A 15,133-nucleotide genomic window follows, 5' to 3' on the forward strand; every position below is an offset into this window, starting at 1 on the left:
CATGATGTCGCGGGCCGATTTTGTCGGCCGCTTCGGCGGCGTCTTCGAGCATTCTCCCTTCATTGCCGAACGCGCCTACGATGCCGGTGCTATCTCCGAGCCTCTGACCTCGGGCGGCGTGCACGCCGCTTTAGCGCGGTTCTTCCGTGCCGCAAGCGAGACGGAGCGGCTTGGTGTGCTGCGGGCTCATCCGGACCTAGCGGGCCGGCTGGCGATTGCCGGCGAGTTGACGGAAGACAGCCGCAAGGAGCAGGCCGGCGCGGGGCTCGATCGGCTGAGCCCTGCGGAGCATGCGCGGTTCACCGAACTCAATGCCGGCTACGTGAGCAAGTTCGGCTTTCCCTTCATCATCGCGGTCAAGGGACTCGGCAAGGAGGATATCCTGACTGCCTTCGAAACGCGGATCGATAATGACCGGGATACGGAATTTGCGACGGCAACGGCCCAGGTGGAAAAGATCGCATTGCTGCGCCTGCAGGCCATGCTTCCCGAGGGCTGATAGCGCGCTGTTTCCCAAGCCGCTCATGATTGAGTATTTCACAAACTGAGGCTGTGTCATATGAGCCTGGATCGGCTAATCGCCCACCTTGATAACATGCAGCGGGCCGTGTCCGAGGCAGATCAGTTCCTTCGCGGAATTGATCAAGACGCGTTTTTCAAGAATGTCGAGAAGCAGCGCGCCGTCGGGATGACACTCCTGATGATCGGCGAGGCGGCCGCGCGCATTGGAGAGGAATATCCGGAATTTGTCGTTGACCATCCGGAGTTGCCTTGGCATGAGATGCACGACGTCAGAAGCAGAATTGCGCAGGGCTATTTCGACATCGAGGTGACGAACCTGTGGGACATCGCGCAAAAATCTCTTCCGAAATTGTTCTCTCAACTGGATTCCATTCGCCATTGGCGCGCGGAAGGCGAATGATCATCGAATGACACGGCATCTTGAAATTCTTCCACTGACGAAGGCCGCGTTCGCGCCTTTCGGCGATATGATCGAGGCCGATCCCGCAACGATGCGGTTCATCAATGGCGGTACGACGGAGCGTTTTCATGCGCTCTCCAGTGCCGAGGCCATCGGCGACGGTGCGCGGGTCATCCTGAACCTCTTTCGCGGCCAGCCGCGTGCCTTTCCTTTCACCATCGAGATGATGGAGCGCCATCCTTTCGGTAGTCAGTGTTTCGTGCCGCTGAAAGGCCGGCCGTTCCTCGTCGTCGTTGCGCAGGATGAGGGCGGCAGGCCCAGCAAGCCGCAGGTCTTCCTGGCACGTGGCGACCAGGGCGTGAACTATCGGGTCAATACCTGGCATTACCCGCTAATGGCGCTCGAAGAGCAGAGCGATTTCCTTGTTGTCGATCGCGACGGGCCTGGAAACAATCTGGAGGAATATTTCTTCGAAACGCCCTACATCATCGGAGCGCCGACGTTATGACCGGACTGACCACACATGTACTCGATACCGCTCTCGGCAAGCCGGCCGAAGGCCTGGTGATCGATCTCTTCAGGATCGAGGGCGATATCCGCACGCATCTGAAGACGGTAACGACCAATGCCGACGGGCGTGTGGATGGCGGCCCCATCCTGATCGGCGACGGCTTCGTTGCCGGCACCTACGAATTGCTGTTTCGGGCCGGAGATTATCTGAGGGCCAGCGGCGCCAAGCTGCCTGAGCCGGCTTTTCTCGATCTCGTGCCGATCCGCTTCGGTATCGCCGATACGACGGCGCATTACCACGTGCCGCTGCTGATCTCGCCTTACGGTTATTCCACCTATCGCGGGAGCTGAGGCATGCGATTTGCCGCCATAGCAGACATCCACGGCAATCACCTTGCGCTCGAGGCGGTGCTTGCCGATATCCGCAGGCAAGGCATTACCGAGATCGTCAATCTCGGCGATTGCTTCAGCGGGCCGCTTACGGCGGGCAAGACGGCCGATATGCTGCTGGAACTGAATGCGCCGACGGTGCGCGGCAATCACGATCGATATCTGATCGAACTGGCGCCCGAGGCGATGCATGTTTCAGATCGAGCAGCGCATTCTGAACTGACGGAACGCCACCTCGAATGGCTGCGCGCCTTGCCCATCAGTACAGTTTATCGGGATGAGACCTATCTTTGCCACGCGACACCAGCCGATGATAATGTCTATTGGCTCGAATCCGTCTCTTCGGACGGTCAGGTCTATCTGAAGCCGATCGAGGAGATCGAGGCACTTGCCGCCGGCATCGATTTTCCGCTGATCCTGTGCGGGCATACTCATATTCCGCGCGCCGTCCGGCTCCGCGATGGCCGCCTGATCGTCAATCCCGGCAGCGTCGGCTGCCCTGCCTATGACGATGACCTGCCTTATCATCACAAGGTGGAAGCGGGAAACCCCTTCGCCTCTTACGCTATTTTGGAAAAGACCGGCAACAGCTGGCTGCCGGTCTTCCGGCAGGTGGCTTATGATCACATGGCGATGGCGACGCTGGCGGCGCAGAATGGTCGCGAGGAGTGGGCGAGCGGTCTGGCGACGGGCTGGCTGCGCTAGAGCATGTCGCGCAGAAGTGTGCAGCGGTTTTGCGGTAACGGCATGCGCTTTTAAAGGTCAGCCAAGATCGACCGATCCACCGCCTTGATATCCTGCTTGCCGCAGAGTGCCATGGAAATATCCAGCTCCTTGCGGATGATCTCTAGCGCGAGCGTTACGCCTTCCTTGCCCATGGCGCCCAGACCATAGAGGAAAGGGCGGCCGATGTAGGTGCCTTTGGCGCCGAGTGCGACGGCTTTGAGCACGTCCTGGCCCGAGCGGATGCCGCCATCCATATGCACTTCAATCTTGTCGCCGACCGCGTCGACGATCCGCGGCAACATGCTGATGGAGGAGTGGGCGCCGTCGAGTTGGCGACCGCCATGATTGGAGACGATGATGGCGTCTGCGCCGGTATCGACGGCCGCCTTCGCATCCTCGACGTCAAGAATGCCCTTGATGATCAGCGGGCCGCCCCATTGCTCCTTGATCCAGGCGACATCGCTCCAGGAGAGCTTGGGGTCGAACTGCGAATGAGTCCAGTGCGACAGCGTCGTCATGTCGGAAATATCCTTGGCATGACCGATGATATTGCCGAAGGAATGGCGCTTGGTCTTCAGCATGCCCATGCACCAGCCCGGTCGCATCGCCATCTGCCAGAGGTTTTTTGCCGTCATTTTCGGCGGCGCGGACAATCCGTTGCGGATATCGTTATGGCGCTGGCCGAGGATCTGCAGGTCTGCCGTCAGCACCAGCGCCGCGCATTTTGCCGCCTTGGCGCGATGGATCAGGTTCAGGACGAAATCGCGATCCTTCATCACATAGAGCTGGAACCAGAAAGGCTGCTTCGTGACCGAAGCGATGTCCTCGATCGAGCAGATGCTCATGGTCGAGAGCGTGAAGGGGATGCCGAACTCTTCCGCCGCCCGCGCCGCCAGCATTTCGCCATCGGCGTGCTGCATGCCGGTCATCCCCGTCGGCGCCAGCGCCACCGGCATGGAGGCCTTCTGACCGACCATCGTGGTTGCGACCGACCGACCGGACATGTCGACGAGCACGCGCTGACGCAGCTTGATCTTGGCGAAATCCGCCTCGTTCGCCTGATAGGTCGATTCGGTCCAGGAGCCGGAATCGGCATATTGGAAGAACATTTTCGGCACGCGCCGCTGCGCAAGCGTTTTCAATTCGGCGATGGTCAGCGGCACGGTCATGGCTCTTTGCCTTCCGGAAGGTTATATGGAGGTGGGTTGGGATTGCCTCATTGCAGGATGGATTTCATCGGCTTTCCAGCAACATAGGTTTCGATGACCGCCCGGTCGTCGCCCATGGTCTGAAGCAGGAACAGCTCTTCGGTAAGGCTCTTCGTCACCTCCATCTTCAGCGCCATGGCCGGCGTCGCGGCCGCGTTGAGGACGATCAGGTCGGCTTCAGTGCCGGCATCGAGCGTGCCGATCTTGTCGACGAGGGAGAGGGACTCGGCATTGCCGCGCGTCATGTAATAATAGCTTTCCAGCGGGTTCAGTCGCTCGCCGAGCAGCTGCTGGATCTTGTAGGCCTCGTCCATCGTGCGCAGCATGGAATAGCTGGAGCCGCCGCCGATATCGGTGGCGACGCCGATGCGAACGGGCTTCTCGCGACGAGCGAGCGCCTTCAGCGGGAAGAGGCCGGAGCCGAGGAAGAGGTTCGAGGTCGGGCAATGCACCGCAACCGCACCGGCCTCGCTCATGGCATCGGCTTCGCGGTCGGAAAGGTGGATCGCATGGCCGAACAGGCTCTTGGGGCCGAGCAGTCCGTAGCGGGCATAGATATCGGTGTAGTCGATCGCGTCCGGATAGAGCTCGCAGGTAAAGGCGATCTCGTCGTGATTCTCGGAAAGATGCGTCTGGATATGCAGGTCCGGAAATTCGCCGGCAAGCGCGGCCGTTGCCTCCATCTGCGCCGGTGTGGAGGTGATCGCGAAGCGCGGCGTGATGGCAACGTGATTGCGGCCCTTGCCGTGCCAGTCCGATATCACCTGACGGGTTTCGTCATAGCCCATCTCGGGCGTATCAAGGAGGCCCTGCGGGGCGTTGCGATCCATCATCACCTTGCCGCCGACCATGCGCATGTTGCGACGGATGGCTTCGGCAAAATAGGCGTCGGCGGAGGTTTTATGGACCGAACAATAGGCAACGGCCGTCGTCGTGCCGTGGCGGATCATCTCGTCATAGAAATGCTTGGCGATACGCTCCGCATGTGCGCTTTCGACGAAACGGCATTCCTCGGGGAATGTATAGGTGTTCAGCCATTCCAGAAGGTTGGCGGCGTAGGAGGCGATCACCTGCATCTGCGGGAAATGCAGGTGCATGTCGATGAAGCCGGGCAGGATGAGATGCGGACGGTGGTCGATCTCGGTTATGCCTTTCGGGGCGTGCGCCTTGATATCGGCATAGGCCCCGGTCGCGACGATCAAGCCGTTTTCGATCAGCAGGCCGCCATCGCTTTCATAAACGTAGCTGTCGGTATCATCGAGGCTTTGCGGCAGGCGCTTGAAGGAAAGCAGGCGGCCGCGCAGAAGGGTGGTCATTGGCTCTTTTCTCCGATGGAGCTTTCGAACCAGGCGACCAGCAGCTTGCGCTCCTCCGGTGTGACGTCGGTGACGTTGCCGGGCGGCATGGCATGGCTGCGGCCGGCCTGGATATAGATCTCCCGGGCATGCATAGCGATTTCCGCGTCATTTTCCAGCGTTACGCCTTTCGGCGCACGCACAATCCCCTCATAGACAGGCTCGGCCGCATGGCACATGGAACAGCGCGCGGAGACCATTTGCTTGACCGCCGGGAAATGGGCGTCCGAGGCGAACTGCTGGAAGGCGGGGGCGATCGCGTTGGCTTCCTTCTCGCCGGTCAGCACCTTCGGAACGGTCGAAAGCCACATGATGATGATGAAGAGGACGATTGTGACAATCCAGGTCCAGGTCGGGCGGCCCTTGCGAGCATGCGTTGTGTTGAACCAGTGGCGGATGGTGACGCCCGTCAGGAACACCAGCGCCGCTATCACCCAATTATAGGCCGTGCCGAAGGCCAGCGGATAGTGGTTCGATAGCATGAAGAAAATGACGGGCAGCGTCAGATAGTTGTTGTGCAGCGAGCGCTGCTTGGCGATGCGGCCGTATTTTGGATCCGGTGTGCGGCCGGCAATGAGGTCGGCGACGACGATCTTCTGGTTGGGAATGATGATCATGAAGACGTTGGCTGACATGATCGTCGCGGTGAAGGCGCCGAGATGCAGGAAGGCGGCGCGGCCGGTGAAGAGTTGCGTATAGCCCCAGGCCATGAAGACCAGGACGGCGTAGAGCACGATCATCAGCCCCCAGGTATTGTTGCCGAGCGGCGATTTACAGAGCAGATCGTAGACGATCCAGCCGCCGGCAAGCGAGGCAAGCGAGATCAGGATGGCGACGGGGACGCTGACGTCGAGCACATGCCGGTCGATGAGGAAGAGATTGGCGCCGCCGTAATAGACGATGCACAGCATCAGAAAGCCGGAAAGCCAGGTGAAATAGCTTTCATATTTGAACCAGGTCAGATGCTCCGGCATCTGCGCGGGGGCGACGAGATATTTCTGGATATGATAGAAGCCGCCGCCGTGGACCTGCCATTCCTCGCCATAGGCGCCGGGCGGAAGATGCGGGCGCTTCACCAGCCCGAGATCGAGCGCGATGAAGTAGAAGGACGAACCGATCCAGGCAATGGCGGTTATGACGTGGAACCAGCGGGCAGCAAAGGCGAGCCACTCCCACGCTATGGCGTATTCATACATTCAGTTCCCCTTTTCTTCCTCCGACTCGACACCTTGCAAAATGTTGAGAGCGTATGGAAGAGGGGTGTTTGATATGTCGGTAAAAAGCCGCGGCCTTGTCTAGCGCCCAGGATGCATTAGATCAGATTGTGGCAGTTTTTTAATAAAATGCCTTCGGCTGCTTGGAGCGGGCCGTGTCCGCGGCGGCCACCTATTTTTTTCGACGGAGAATTGCCCATGCGAGGTATTCTGGCGTTCGTATTTTTTCTTCTCTCTACAGCCTTCGCCCTGGCGCATGAGGCGCCCTCCGGCTGGACTTACGACCCTTATTGCTGCAATGGCGACAGCAAGACAGGTGATTGCGAGATGATCCCGGCGCGCACCGTTACCATCGTGCCTGGCGGCTATCGAGTGACGCTCAATCCCGGCGACCATCGCTACGTAACGCACGCGCACATCTTTAATCTGCCACAGCAGAAAACGATGCGCTCGCCGGACGGAGCCTATCATCTCTGTCTGTTCCCGGATGAAAACACGCCGCGCTGCTTTTATGCCCCCGACATGGCTTACTAAGCACTGGAAAGTGGCGCAGCTATCTCGTTATTTCCGCTGGTTTTGGAGTGATAGCTGCTGCGCGGATTTCCTGGAATTACTCCAGCGGCATGCCGAATTCGCCGAGGATCCAATCCCGGAAGGCGCGGATGCGCGGCGTATGGCGCCTGTTTTCGGGGTAGGCGATCCAGTAGTCGGTATTGTCGGATGAAAGAATATCGAAGGGCTGGATCAGTCGGCCAGAAGCCAGATCATCCGCATAGAATTCCGGAGTGAGGATAGCGACACCCTGGCCGGCCAATGCGGCGCTCGCCTCGAAGGACTGGGCGCCGAGCCTGCTGCGCGGCCGGCCCTGAAGGCCGGGGTCGGGAACGCCGGCCTCCCTAAACCATTGGGCCCACCATGGATCGCCTGCGTCGATGATGCGAAGCTTCAGGAGATCTGCCGGCTCGTGAATGCCGCCAACCGTCTCAGCGAGCGCTGGACTCAGCATCGGCGTAAAATAGACCTTCATCAGCAGATGCGCGCGCAGTCCCGGCCACTGGCCACGCCCGGCACGGATGGCGATGTCGGAGGCCTCCCGGGCGAAGTCGATGAGCGAGGCTGAAGTGTCCAGCCGGACGGCGATATTCGGATGCTTGAGCTGAAACGATCCGACATGACGAGCCAGCCATTGCGAGGCGAAGGTGGGTGTCGAATGAATGCGCAGCGTCGTTTCGGCGTCGCCGCTGATGGAGGCCATCGCCTCCTGCAGCATAGCAAAGGCTTCCGCGACTTTCGGTGCGAGTTGTTCCCCGGCCTCGGTCAACAGGATCTGCCGCGGGCGGCGCAGAAATAGAGGCTCGCCCGTCGTCTCTTCAAGCAACTTAATCTGATAGCTGACCGCCGTCTGCGTCATGCCAAGCTCTTCGCCGGCGCGGGTGAAACTGCCGAGCCGGGCTGCGGCTTCGAAGACGCGCAAGGCATTCAGCGGGAAGCGCTTTGAGAGCTTCATGGATAAGTTCTCTTTATGTATCCAGACGATAGTTCGATTGGAATTTCAGCATTTTTCGCGCCAAACTGCAATTCATATCGCTGATCTGACTGAGGTGTTGTCATGGATTGCTATGTCGTGGAACAAGCAGAAACCGCAAGGCCCGGTATTCTGGCTCGTCTTCTGGAATCGTTGGCGCAGGCCCTCGTCAAGCATGCAGAGCCCTCGCTGCATCTGGATCTCGACGACATGCCGGACCGCCTAAAGCGCGACCTTGGATTTCTCGATGGGCGCGAGCCGCATTATGACGATAGGTCGCTGCTGTAAGTCATGAGTGGAGACCGTTGATATGTGGAGAGTGCGCACCCCCCTTCTCCCCAGCGGGGAGAAGGCGCCGCCAGGCGGATGAGGGGTGGCCGCCAAGACCACCAAAATTCATGAATTCAAATAGATAACCCCCTCATCCGACCCTTCGGGCCCCCTTCTCCCCAAGGGGAGAGGAGCTTATGGTGCTCGTCCGCCTCCATATGCGATAGCCCTGCCCACAAGGGGGAGATGTCAGAGGGGGCTGCGTCAAATGTAGCTCCCTCCTTTGGCGGGAGGACAATTACATCCCCTTCAGCCCCTCGACCGCCATCAGCACGCGCTCCGGCGTTGCAGGGGCATCGAGGCGCGGGCAGATGCGGTAATCCGCGACGCTGGCGACCGCCATCGATAGGGCCTCCAGCACGGATATGCTGAGCATGAAGGGCGGCTCACCTACGGCCTTGGAGCGGCCGATGGTCGCCTCCGCATTTTCGGACCATTCCGCCAGCCGGACGTTGAAGATCTTCGGCCGGTCGGAGGCGAGGGGGATTTTGTAGGTGGACGGCGCGTGCGTACGCAGCCGGCCCTTGGCATCCCACCAGAGCTCCTCGGTCGTCAGCCAGCCCATGCCTTGTACGAAAGCGCCTTCGACCTGGCCGATGTCGATCGCCGGGTTGAGGGAGCGGCCGACATCATGAAGGATGTCGGTGCGGTCGATCAGATATTCGCCTGTCAGCGTATCGATCGACACTTCCGAGCAGGCGGCGCCATAGGAGAAATAGTAGAAGGGCGTGCCGCGGCCGGCCTTGCGATCCCAATGGATCTTCGGCGTCTTGTAGAAGCCGGCAGCGGAAAGCTGAACGCGGGCGAAATAGGCCTGCTTGACGAACTCCGCGAAGGGAATTTCCACCTCGCCGACGCGCACGCGGTTGGGAAGGAACTGCACGTCTTCCGCGCCCACATCCCATTTCTCGATAGCGAAGGCGACGAGCCTTTCCTTGATTTGGCGAGCGGCATCGAAGGCGGCCATGCCGTTCAGATCCGAGCCGGATGAGGCGGCCGTCGCCGATGTATTCGGCACCTTGCCTGTTGTTGTCGCTGTGATCTTCACCCGGTCGATATCGACCTGGAAGCTGTCGGCCAGAACCTGCGCCACCTTCGTATAGAGGCCCTGGCCCATTTCGGTGCCGCCATGGTTCAGATGGATGGAGCCATCCTGATAGATGTGCACCAGAGCGCCGGCCTGGTTGAAAGCGGTCATGGTGAAGGAGATGCCGAATTTCACCGGCGTCAGCGCGATGCCCTTGCGGATGAAGCGGCTGGAGCGGTTGAACGCGATGATGGCGCTGCGGCGCGCCTGATAGTCGGATGTCTGTTCGAGCTCGTCGACGACGCGGTTGATGATGTTATCGGTGACCTCCTGGTGATAGGGGGTCAGCGTTCGGCCGGAGCCCGGCTGGCCATAGAAATTGGCGCGGCGGATTTCGAGCGGGTCCTTGCCCAGCGCATAGGCGATCTCCTCGATCATGCGCTCGCCGCCGACCATGCCCTGCGGGCCGCCAAAGCCACGGAAGGCGGTGTTGGAGACGGTATGCGTCTTGAGCGGTTTTGAGACCAAATGCACATGCGGGTAGAAATAGCTGGAATCCGCATGGAACAACGCGCGATCGGTGACTGGGCCGGAAAGATCGGAGGAGAAGCCGCAGCGCGCGGCGTAGGTGGCGTCGACGGCGTTGATGCGGCCGTCGTCGTCAAAGCCGACCTCGTAATCCACGAGGAAGTCGTGTCGCTTGCCGGTCGCGCTCATGTCCTCGTCGCGGTCGGGGCGGAATTTGACGGCGCGGCCAAGCTTCTTGGCGGCGACGGCGGCGAGCGCTGCGAACTGGTTGCCCTGTGTTTCCTTGCCGCCGAAGCCGCCGCCCATGCGGCGTACATTGACGGTGACGGCATTGGACGGGATCCCCAAGACATGGCCGACGATGTGCTGGATTTCGCTCGGATGCTGCGTCGACGACCAGACGGCGACTTCGTCGTCCTCGCCGGGGATCGCCATGGCGATGTGGCTTTCGAGATAGAAGTGCTCTTGGCCGCCGATGCGCATCTGCGCCTTGATGCGGTGCTTGGCGTTGGCCATCTCGGTTTCGGGTTCGCCGCGCTTCAGCGTCATCGGTTCGTAGACAAGCGGTGCGCCATTGACGAGCGCGCCGTCGATATCGCTCCAATGCGGCAGATCACGATAATCGATCTTGGCGAGGCGGGCGGCACGCCGGGCGGCATCTCTGGTTTCGGCGATGACGGCGAAGATCGGCTGCCCGTGGAATTCGACCTTGGTCTCGGCAAGCAGCGGTTCGTCATGCATGCCGTTGGAGCTGGTGTCATTGACGCCGGGAATATCGGCGCCCGTGAAGACCCAGACGACGCCCGGATATGCTTTGACAGCCGAGAGATCGATGCCGGCGATCTCGGCATGAGCACGGTCGGAAAGGCCGAGCGCGCCATGCAGCAGGCCGGCCGGTTCGGGAAGGTCATCGATATAATCGGCGGCTCCGGTGACATGCTTGTGGGCGGAATCATGGCGCAACGAGCCATGCATCGAACCGTTGATGACCTTACGCTCTTCGAAGGTGGATTTGTCCATGGCTCAGGCCTCCGCGGTTTCCCTTCTCCCCAGCGGGGAGAAGGTGGCCGGCAGGCCGGATGAGGGGGATGCATCGCAAAGCGATGCATGTGCCGAAACCAGATGAAAGGATGCTTGCTCTTTGCCGCGTAACCCCCTCATCCGCCCTTCGGGCCCCTTCTCTCCGAGGGGAGAAGGGGGAAGGAAGCGGCTGCCGTCGTCCGGCGAAAGGTGCCATGCCGTGTCCAGGAAATATGGTCGAATAAATTCGCAATTCGTCATCATGCCAGCACCTCGAAACGCTTCAATTCCTGCGGCGCGCCTGATGTCTCAAGATAGAAGCGGATGAGAAGGTTCTTGGCGGTCAGCTGGCGGTATTCAGCCGAGGCGCGCCAATCGGTCAGCGGCGTGTAATCGCTGTCGAAGGCATCGCGTGCGGCGGTAACCGTCGCCTCCGTCCAGGGCTTGCCGATCAATTCTGCCTCGACCGTGCGGGCGCGTTTCGGTGTGCCGGCCATGCCGCCGAAGGCGATACGGATATCTTCGACATTGCCGTCAGCATCCAATGACAGATGGAAGGCGCCGCAGGCGGCCGAAATATCCTCGTCGCGGCGCTTGGAGATCTTGTAGACGGCGAAATGCGCATCTTCGGCAGGATAGGGTACGAAGATATTCTCGACGAACTCGCCGGGATTGCGATCCTGCTTGCCGTAGTCGATGAAGAAATCTTCCAAGGGCAAGCTGCGCGTGCCGGCAGTCGAGCGCAGCGTCACCGTTGCACCGAGCGCGATCAGCGGCGGCGGCGTGTCGCCGATCGGCGAGCCGTTGGCGATATTGCCGCCGATAGTGCCCATGTTGCGCACCTGCTCGCCGCCGATGCGGTCGATGAGGTTGGCGAATGCCGGGATCTTTTCGCCGATCACAACAAAGGCGCGACTGTAGGTGACGCCGGCACCGATGGTCAGCCCTGCGTCTTCGACGACGATCTTCTGCAGATCGGTCAGATGATTGATGAAGACGACCGGGTTCAGCCGGCGCATCTGCTTGGTGACCCATAGGCCGACATCGGTCGAGCCGGCAACGACAGTTGCCGTCGGCTCGTCGGCAAGCACCTGCGCCAGTGCCGAGACGGAGCCGGGCACGATGAGGCGATCCTCGCCCTCGGAAATCTCGATGGTATCGCCGCCCTGCATGGCCCATAGACGGGCGATGATATCGGCTCTGGTCTTTTCGAGAGGATCGAAGAGCGCGCTCGGCCGCTTCTGGCTGACCTGCTCGGCCGCCTTGACGATCGGCTCGTAGCCCGTGCATCGACAGAGATTGCCCTGCAGCGATTTTTCGATCTGAGCCCGGCTCGGCTTTTCCGTCGTTAGCCAGAGGCCATAGAGCGACATGACGAAACCCGGCGTGCAGAAACCGCATTGCGAGCCGTGGCAATCGACCAGCGCCTGCTGCACCGGATGAAGCGTGCCGTTCCGGGCGGCGAGATGCTCAACAGTAACGACATGGGTCGCATGAAGCGAGCCGACGAAGCGGATGCAGGCATTGACGGATTCATAGTGCAGCCCACCATCGATCAGGCGTCCCACAAGCACCGTGCAGGCGCCGCAGTCGCCTTCCGCACATCCTTCCTTCGTTCCTGTCAGCCGCCGCTTGAGGCGCAGGAAGTCGAGCAGCGTCTCGGTGGGGCGCAGGCTGGATAGCGTGATATCCTCGCCGTTGAGGATAAAGCGGATGCTGTCGCTCATGTCGTTCCCGTTTATCATTCGTTTGTCGGGGCCGGATGCGCAGACGAATCCGGCCCTAACCGTCTATGGTTATTCCGCGGTCCAGCCACCGTCAATCGAGACGTGCGTGCCGGTCACCTGACGTGCCTCGTCGCTTGCAAGGTAGAGCGAGAGGGCGCCGATCTCTTCGGCCTTGACGAACTCGTGCGTCGGCTGGGCCTTGAGGATGACTTCGTTCTTGACCTGCTCCTCGGTCATGCCGCGGGCCTTGGCGGTATCCGGGATCTGCTTTTCGACAAGCGGGGTCAGCACGTAGCCGGGGCAAATGGCGTTCACCGTCACGCCGAATTCGGCGAGCTCGAGCGCTGCCGTCTTGGTCAGACCTAATATACCATGTTTTGCCGCGACATAGGCGGATTTGAAGGGCGAGGCGACCAGGCCATGCGCCGAAGCGATGTTGATGATGCGCCCGTATTTCTTCGCCTTCATCAGCGGAATGGCGGCGCGAATGGTGTGGAAGGAACTGGAGAGATTGATCGCGATGATCTGATCCCATTTCTCGATCGGGAAATCCTCGATCTTCTCGACATGCTGGATGCCGGCATTGTTGACGAGGACATCGACGCTGCTAAAGGTGGCGTTGGCGGTCGCGATCAGATCGGCGATCTCGGCAGGTTTCGTCATGTCGGCCGGATGATAGATCACCTTGCCGCCGCCGGAAGCTTCGAGCTTGGTCTTGATCGCGTTGATTTCCTCGGGCTTTCCGAAGCCGTTGATGACGACGTTATCGCCCTTGGCGGCGAAGGCGGCCGCGATGGCGAGGCCGATACCGCTTGTGGAACCGGTGACGACAACTGTTCTTGCCATGATCTTCTCCTTGGACAGCGCAGCTTCCTGCTGCAGTGCAAAACCGTTTCAGCCTAGTCCCAAACCCGCGGAGATGGCAATCGTAATGCTGCCGGCCCTTTGGCCACGATGCCGTGAACAGGAAAGCGCATATTTCAGCGAAAAATTTCGTTTTGCTTTCTTTTCACATTCGTTTTGCTCGCGTATCTGTTGTTTCGGGATGCAATAGGCGGGAGGAACGCATGAGCGGTTATGTCTTGGCGATCGATCAGGGAACGACGTCGACGCGGGCTATCGTTTTCGACGGCAAGATGAAGGTTGCCGGTGTCGGACAGAAGGAATTCACTCAGCATTATCCGAAGCCCGGCTGGGTGGAGCACGATCCGGAAGAAATCTGGTCCTCCGTTCTCGTCACCGTCCGCAAGGCCATTGAGGCTGCCGGCATCACCGCCAAGGACATTGCCGCCCTCGGCATCACCAATCAGCGCGAGACGGTCGTCGTCTGGGATCGCGAGACGGGCAAGCCGATCCATAATGCCATCGTCTGGCAGGACCGCCGCACGGCGGGCTATTGCGAGAAACTGAAGCGGCAGGACCTCGAAAAGCTCTTCACACGCCGCACCGGCCTGCTGCTCGATCCCTATTTTTCCGGCACCAAGCTATCCTGGCTGCTCTCCAATGTGAAGGGCGCGCGTGCCCTTGCCGCCAAAGGCAAGCTGTGCTTCGGCACCATCGATACCTTTCTGATCTGGCGGCTGACTGGCGGCAAGAGCTTCGTTACCGATGCGACCAATGCCTCGCGGACGCTGATGTACAATATCGGCGGAAACGAATGGGATGAGGAGCTACTGGAAATCCTACGCGTTCCCGCTGCCATCCTGCCCGAGGTGAAGGATTGTGCCGACGATTTCGGCGTGACCGATGCCACGCATTTCGGCGCGGAAATCCCGATCCTCGGCGTTGCCGGCGATCAACAGGCGGCGACGATTGGCCAGGCCTGCTTCGAACGCGGCATGATGAAGTCCACCTATGGCACCGGCTGCTTCGCGCTTCTCAATACGGGCGCGGACATGGTGCGGTCGAAAAACCGCTTGCTAACCACCATCGCCTACCGGCTGAACGGCGAGACGACCTATGCGCTCGAAGGTTCGATCTTCATCGCAGGGGCTGCCGTGCAATGGCTGCGCGACGGGCTGAAGGCCATTCAGCGCGCCTCGGATTCCGGCGAACTGGCGGCCAAGGCCGATCCGCTGCAGGAGGTTTATCTGGTGCCGGCCTTTACCGGCCTCGGCGCACCGCATTGGGATCCGGATGCACGCGGCGCGATCTTCGGGCTGACACGCAATACCGGACCTGAGGAAATCGTCCGGGCGGCGCTGGAGGCCGTCTGCTATCAGTCTCGCGATCTGCTGGATGCCATGCACAGGGATTGGCGCAACGGCAACGGACAGGAGACGGTACTGCGCGTCGACGGCGGCATGGTCGCTTCCGACTGGACGATGCAGCGGCTTGCCGATCTGCTCGATGCACCGGTCGACCGCCCTACGATCCTCGAAACGACCGCACTGGGTGCCGCCTGGCTTGCTGGCAGCCGCGCCGGGGTCTGGCCGGATCGCGCAGGCTTCGCCAAGGCCTGGGCGCGCGACCGGCGGTTCGAGCCCAGCATGGATGACAAGACCCGAAACGCGAAGCTCAAAGGCTGGAAGAATGCGGTGTCGCGCACCTTGAGTACACGGCAGGGGTGATCGGCCTTCATCGGCTGCTCACCCCAGGTTATATCGTGTAAGATTTCTTTATTTTGCTTATATAAGGGCACGCAGCGATAC

At 60.5% G+C, this 15,133-nt stretch carries 15 protein-coding genes; 8 read left to right on the top strand and 7 right to left on the bottom strand.

What is annotated here, in order from left to right; all coding sequences use genetic code 11:
- Nucleotide 1 precedes the first annotated feature (1 nt).
- Genes uraD through FHT84_RS13990 form a run of 5 tightly spaced genes read left to right on the top strand, consistent with a single transcriptional unit; the run spans nt 2 to nt 2,527 of the window.
- The gene (gene uraD, locus FHT84_RS13970; protein WP_112340606.1) at nt 2–499 is read left to right on the top strand and encodes a 2-oxo-4-hydroxy-4-carboxy-5-ureidoimidazoline decarboxylase; all 498 of its coding nucleotides are present in this window, start codon (nt 2–4) and stop codon (nt 497–499) included.
- A 60-nt stretch (nt 500–559) separates the two neighbouring features.
- Complete coding sequence (locus tag FHT84_RS13975; protein ID WP_112340607.1) at nt 560–922, top strand: HepT-like ribonuclease domain-containing protein; 363 nt, start codon at nt 560–562, stop codon at nt 920–922.
- 7 nt (nt 923–929) lie between these two features.
- A complete protein-coding gene (locus FHT84_RS13980; protein WP_112340608.1) occupies nt 930–1,430 on the top strand; it encodes an ureidoglycolate lyase in 501 nt (166 codons plus the stop codon).
- Entirely contained in the window at nt 1,427–1,783 is a 357-nt protein-coding gene (gene uraH / locus FHT84_RS13985; protein ID WP_112340609.1) for a hydroxyisourate hydrolase, read from the top strand. The genes FHT84_RS13980 and uraH overlap by 4 nt, the downstream gene beginning before the upstream one ends.
- 3 nt (nt 1,784–1,786) lie before the next feature.
- Complete coding sequence (locus tag FHT84_RS13990) at nt 1,787–2,527, top strand: metallophosphoesterase family protein (RefSeq protein ID WP_112340610.1); 741 nt, start codon at nt 1,787–1,789, stop codon at nt 2,525–2,527.
- Between the two features lie 50 nt (nt 2,528–2,577).
- Here the strand turns inward: FHT84_RS13990 and FHT84_RS13995 are convergent, their stop codons facing one another.
- Genes FHT84_RS13995 through puuD form a run of 3 tightly spaced genes read right to left on the bottom strand, consistent with a single transcriptional unit; the run spans nt 2,578 to nt 6,307 of the window.
- On the bottom strand, nt 2,578–3,717 hold the full coding sequence (locus FHT84_RS13995; protein WP_112340611.1) for an alpha-hydroxy acid oxidase: 1,140 nt from the start codon (nt 3,715–3,717) through the stop codon (nt 2,578–2,580).
- A 47-nt stretch (nt 3,718–3,764) separates the two neighbouring features.
- The gene (gene guaD, locus FHT84_RS14000) at nt 3,765–5,072 is read right to left on the bottom strand and encodes a guanine deaminase (RefSeq protein ID WP_112340612.1); all 1,308 of its coding nucleotides are present in this window, start codon (nt 5,070–5,072) and stop codon (nt 3,765–3,767) included.
- Nucleotides 5,069–6,307 carry a urate hydroxylase PuuD gene (gene puuD / locus FHT84_RS14005; protein ID WP_112340613.1) on the bottom strand — a complete coding sequence of 413 codons (1,239 nt, stop codon included), beginning with the start codon at nt 6,305–6,307 and terminating at the stop codon, nt 5,069–5,071. Before puuD ends, guaD begins: the two co-directional genes overlap by 4 nt.
- 216 nt (nt 6,308–6,523) lie before the next feature.
- Here puuD and FHT84_RS14010 point away from each other — a divergent pair, with 216 nt between their 5' ends.
- On the top strand, nt 6,524–6,859 hold the full coding sequence (locus FHT84_RS14010) for a hypothetical protein (RefSeq protein ID WP_112340614.1): 336 nt from the start codon (nt 6,524–6,526) through the stop codon (nt 6,857–6,859).
- 76 nt (nt 6,860–6,935) lie between these two features.
- On the opposite strand, the gene FHT84_RS14015 is transcribed toward FHT84_RS14010, so the two are convergent.
- The gene (locus tag FHT84_RS14015) at nt 6,936–7,832 is read right to left on the bottom strand and encodes a LysR substrate-binding domain-containing protein (RefSeq protein ID WP_113251073.1); all 897 of its coding nucleotides are present in this window, start codon (nt 7,830–7,832) and stop codon (nt 6,936–6,938) included.
- A gap of 102 nt (nt 7,833–7,934) precedes the next feature.
- Here FHT84_RS14015 and FHT84_RS14020 point away from each other — a divergent pair, with 102 nt between their 5' ends.
- The gene (locus FHT84_RS14020; protein ID WP_112340616.1) at nt 7,935–8,138 is read left to right on the top strand and encodes a hypothetical protein; all 204 of its coding nucleotides are present in this window, start codon (nt 7,935–7,937) and stop codon (nt 8,136–8,138) included.
- Nucleotides 8,139–8,418: 280 nt separating this feature from the next.
- On the opposite strand, the gene xdhB is transcribed toward FHT84_RS14020, so the two are convergent.
- The 3 genes from xdhB to FHT84_RS14035 all read right to left on the bottom strand — a co-directional run bounded on the left by xdhB (nt 8,419) and on the right by FHT84_RS14035 (nt 13,328).
- Nucleotides 8,419–10,755: a xanthine dehydrogenase molybdopterin binding subunit gene (gene xdhB, locus FHT84_RS14025; RefSeq protein WP_112340617.1), complete on the bottom strand. Its 2,337-nt coding sequence runs from the start codon at nt 10,753–10,755 to the stop codon at nt 8,419–8,421.
- Nucleotides 10,756–11,015: 260 nt separating this feature from the next.
- Entirely contained in the window at nt 11,016–12,482 is a 1,467-nt protein-coding gene (xdhA, locus tag FHT84_RS14030; RefSeq protein WP_112340618.1) for a xanthine dehydrogenase small subunit, read from the bottom strand.
- A 69-nt stretch (nt 12,483–12,551) separates the two neighbouring features.
- Nucleotides 12,552–13,328 (bottom strand): 3-hydroxybutyrate dehydrogenase, encoded by a 777-nt coding sequence (locus FHT84_RS14035; RefSeq protein WP_112340619.1) that lies wholly within the window; start codon nt 13,326–13,328, stop codon nt 12,552–12,554.
- Between the two features lie 221 nt (nt 13,329–13,549).
- Between FHT84_RS14035 and glpK the strand changes: the two genes are divergently transcribed.
- Nucleotides 13,550–15,052: a glycerol kinase GlpK gene (gene glpK, locus FHT84_RS14040; RefSeq protein ID WP_112340620.1), complete on the top strand. Its 1,503-nt coding sequence runs from the start codon at nt 13,550–13,552 to the stop codon at nt 15,050–15,052.
- The last annotated feature ends 81 nt before the right edge of the window (nt 15,053–15,133 follow it).

Origin of the sequence: Rhizobium sp. BK289, assembly GCF_014193575.1 — a bacterium.
GTDB lineage: Bacteria > Pseudomonadota > Alphaproteobacteria > Rhizobiales > Rhizobiaceae > Rhizobium > Rhizobium tropici_C.

Coding starts and splice junctions, on each gene's coding strand:
- xdhA (WP_112340618.1), bottom strand. CDS start 12,482: ATGAGCGACAGCATCCGCTTTATCCTCAACGGCGAGGATATCACGCTA.
- FHT84_RS14035 (WP_112340619.1), bottom strand. CDS start 13,328: ATGGCAAGAACAGTTGTCGTCACCGGTTCCACAAGCGGTATCGGCCTC.
- xdhB (WP_112340617.1), bottom strand. CDS start 10,755: ATGGACAAATCCACCTTCGAAGAGCGTAAGGTCATCAACGGTTCGATG.
- uraH (WP_112340609.1), top strand. CDS start 1,427: ATGACCGGACTGACCACACATGTACTCGATACCGCTCTCGGCAAGCCG.
- FHT84_RS14020 (WP_112340616.1), top strand. CDS start 7,935: ATGGATTGCTATGTCGTGGAACAAGCAGAAACCGCAAGGCCCGGTATT.
- FHT84_RS14015 (WP_113251073.1), bottom strand. CDS start 7,832: ATGAAGCTCTCAAAGCGCTTCCCGCTGAATGCCTTGCGCGTCTTCGAA.
- uraD (WP_112340606.1), top strand. CDS start 2: ATGATGTCGCGGGCCGATTTTGTCGGCCGCTTCGGCGGCGTCTTCGAG.
- FHT84_RS13995 (WP_112340611.1), bottom strand. CDS start 3,717: ATGACCGTGCCGCTGACCATCGCCGAATTGAAAACGCTTGCGCAGCGG.
- glpK (WP_112340620.1), top strand. CDS start 13,550: ATGAGCGGTTATGTCTTGGCGATCGATCAGGGAACGACGTCGACGCGG.
- guaD (WP_112340612.1), bottom strand. CDS start 5,072: ATGACCACCCTTCTGCGCGGCCGCCTGCTTTCCTTCAAGCGCCTGCCG.
- FHT84_RS13980 (WP_112340608.1), top strand. CDS start 930: ATGACACGGCATCTTGAAATTCTTCCACTGACGAAGGCCGCGTTCGCG.
- FHT84_RS13990 (WP_112340610.1), top strand. CDS start 1,787: ATGCGATTTGCCGCCATAGCAGACATCCACGGCAATCACCTTGCGCTC.
- FHT84_RS14010 (WP_112340614.1), top strand. CDS start 6,524: ATGCGAGGTATTCTGGCGTTCGTATTTTTTCTTCTCTCTACAGCCTTC.
- FHT84_RS13975 (WP_112340607.1), top strand. CDS start 560: ATGAGCCTGGATCGGCTAATCGCCCACCTTGATAACATGCAGCGGGCC.
- puuD (WP_112340613.1), bottom strand. CDS start 6,307: ATGTATGAATACGCCATAGCGTGGGAGTGGCTCGCCTTTGCTGCCCGC.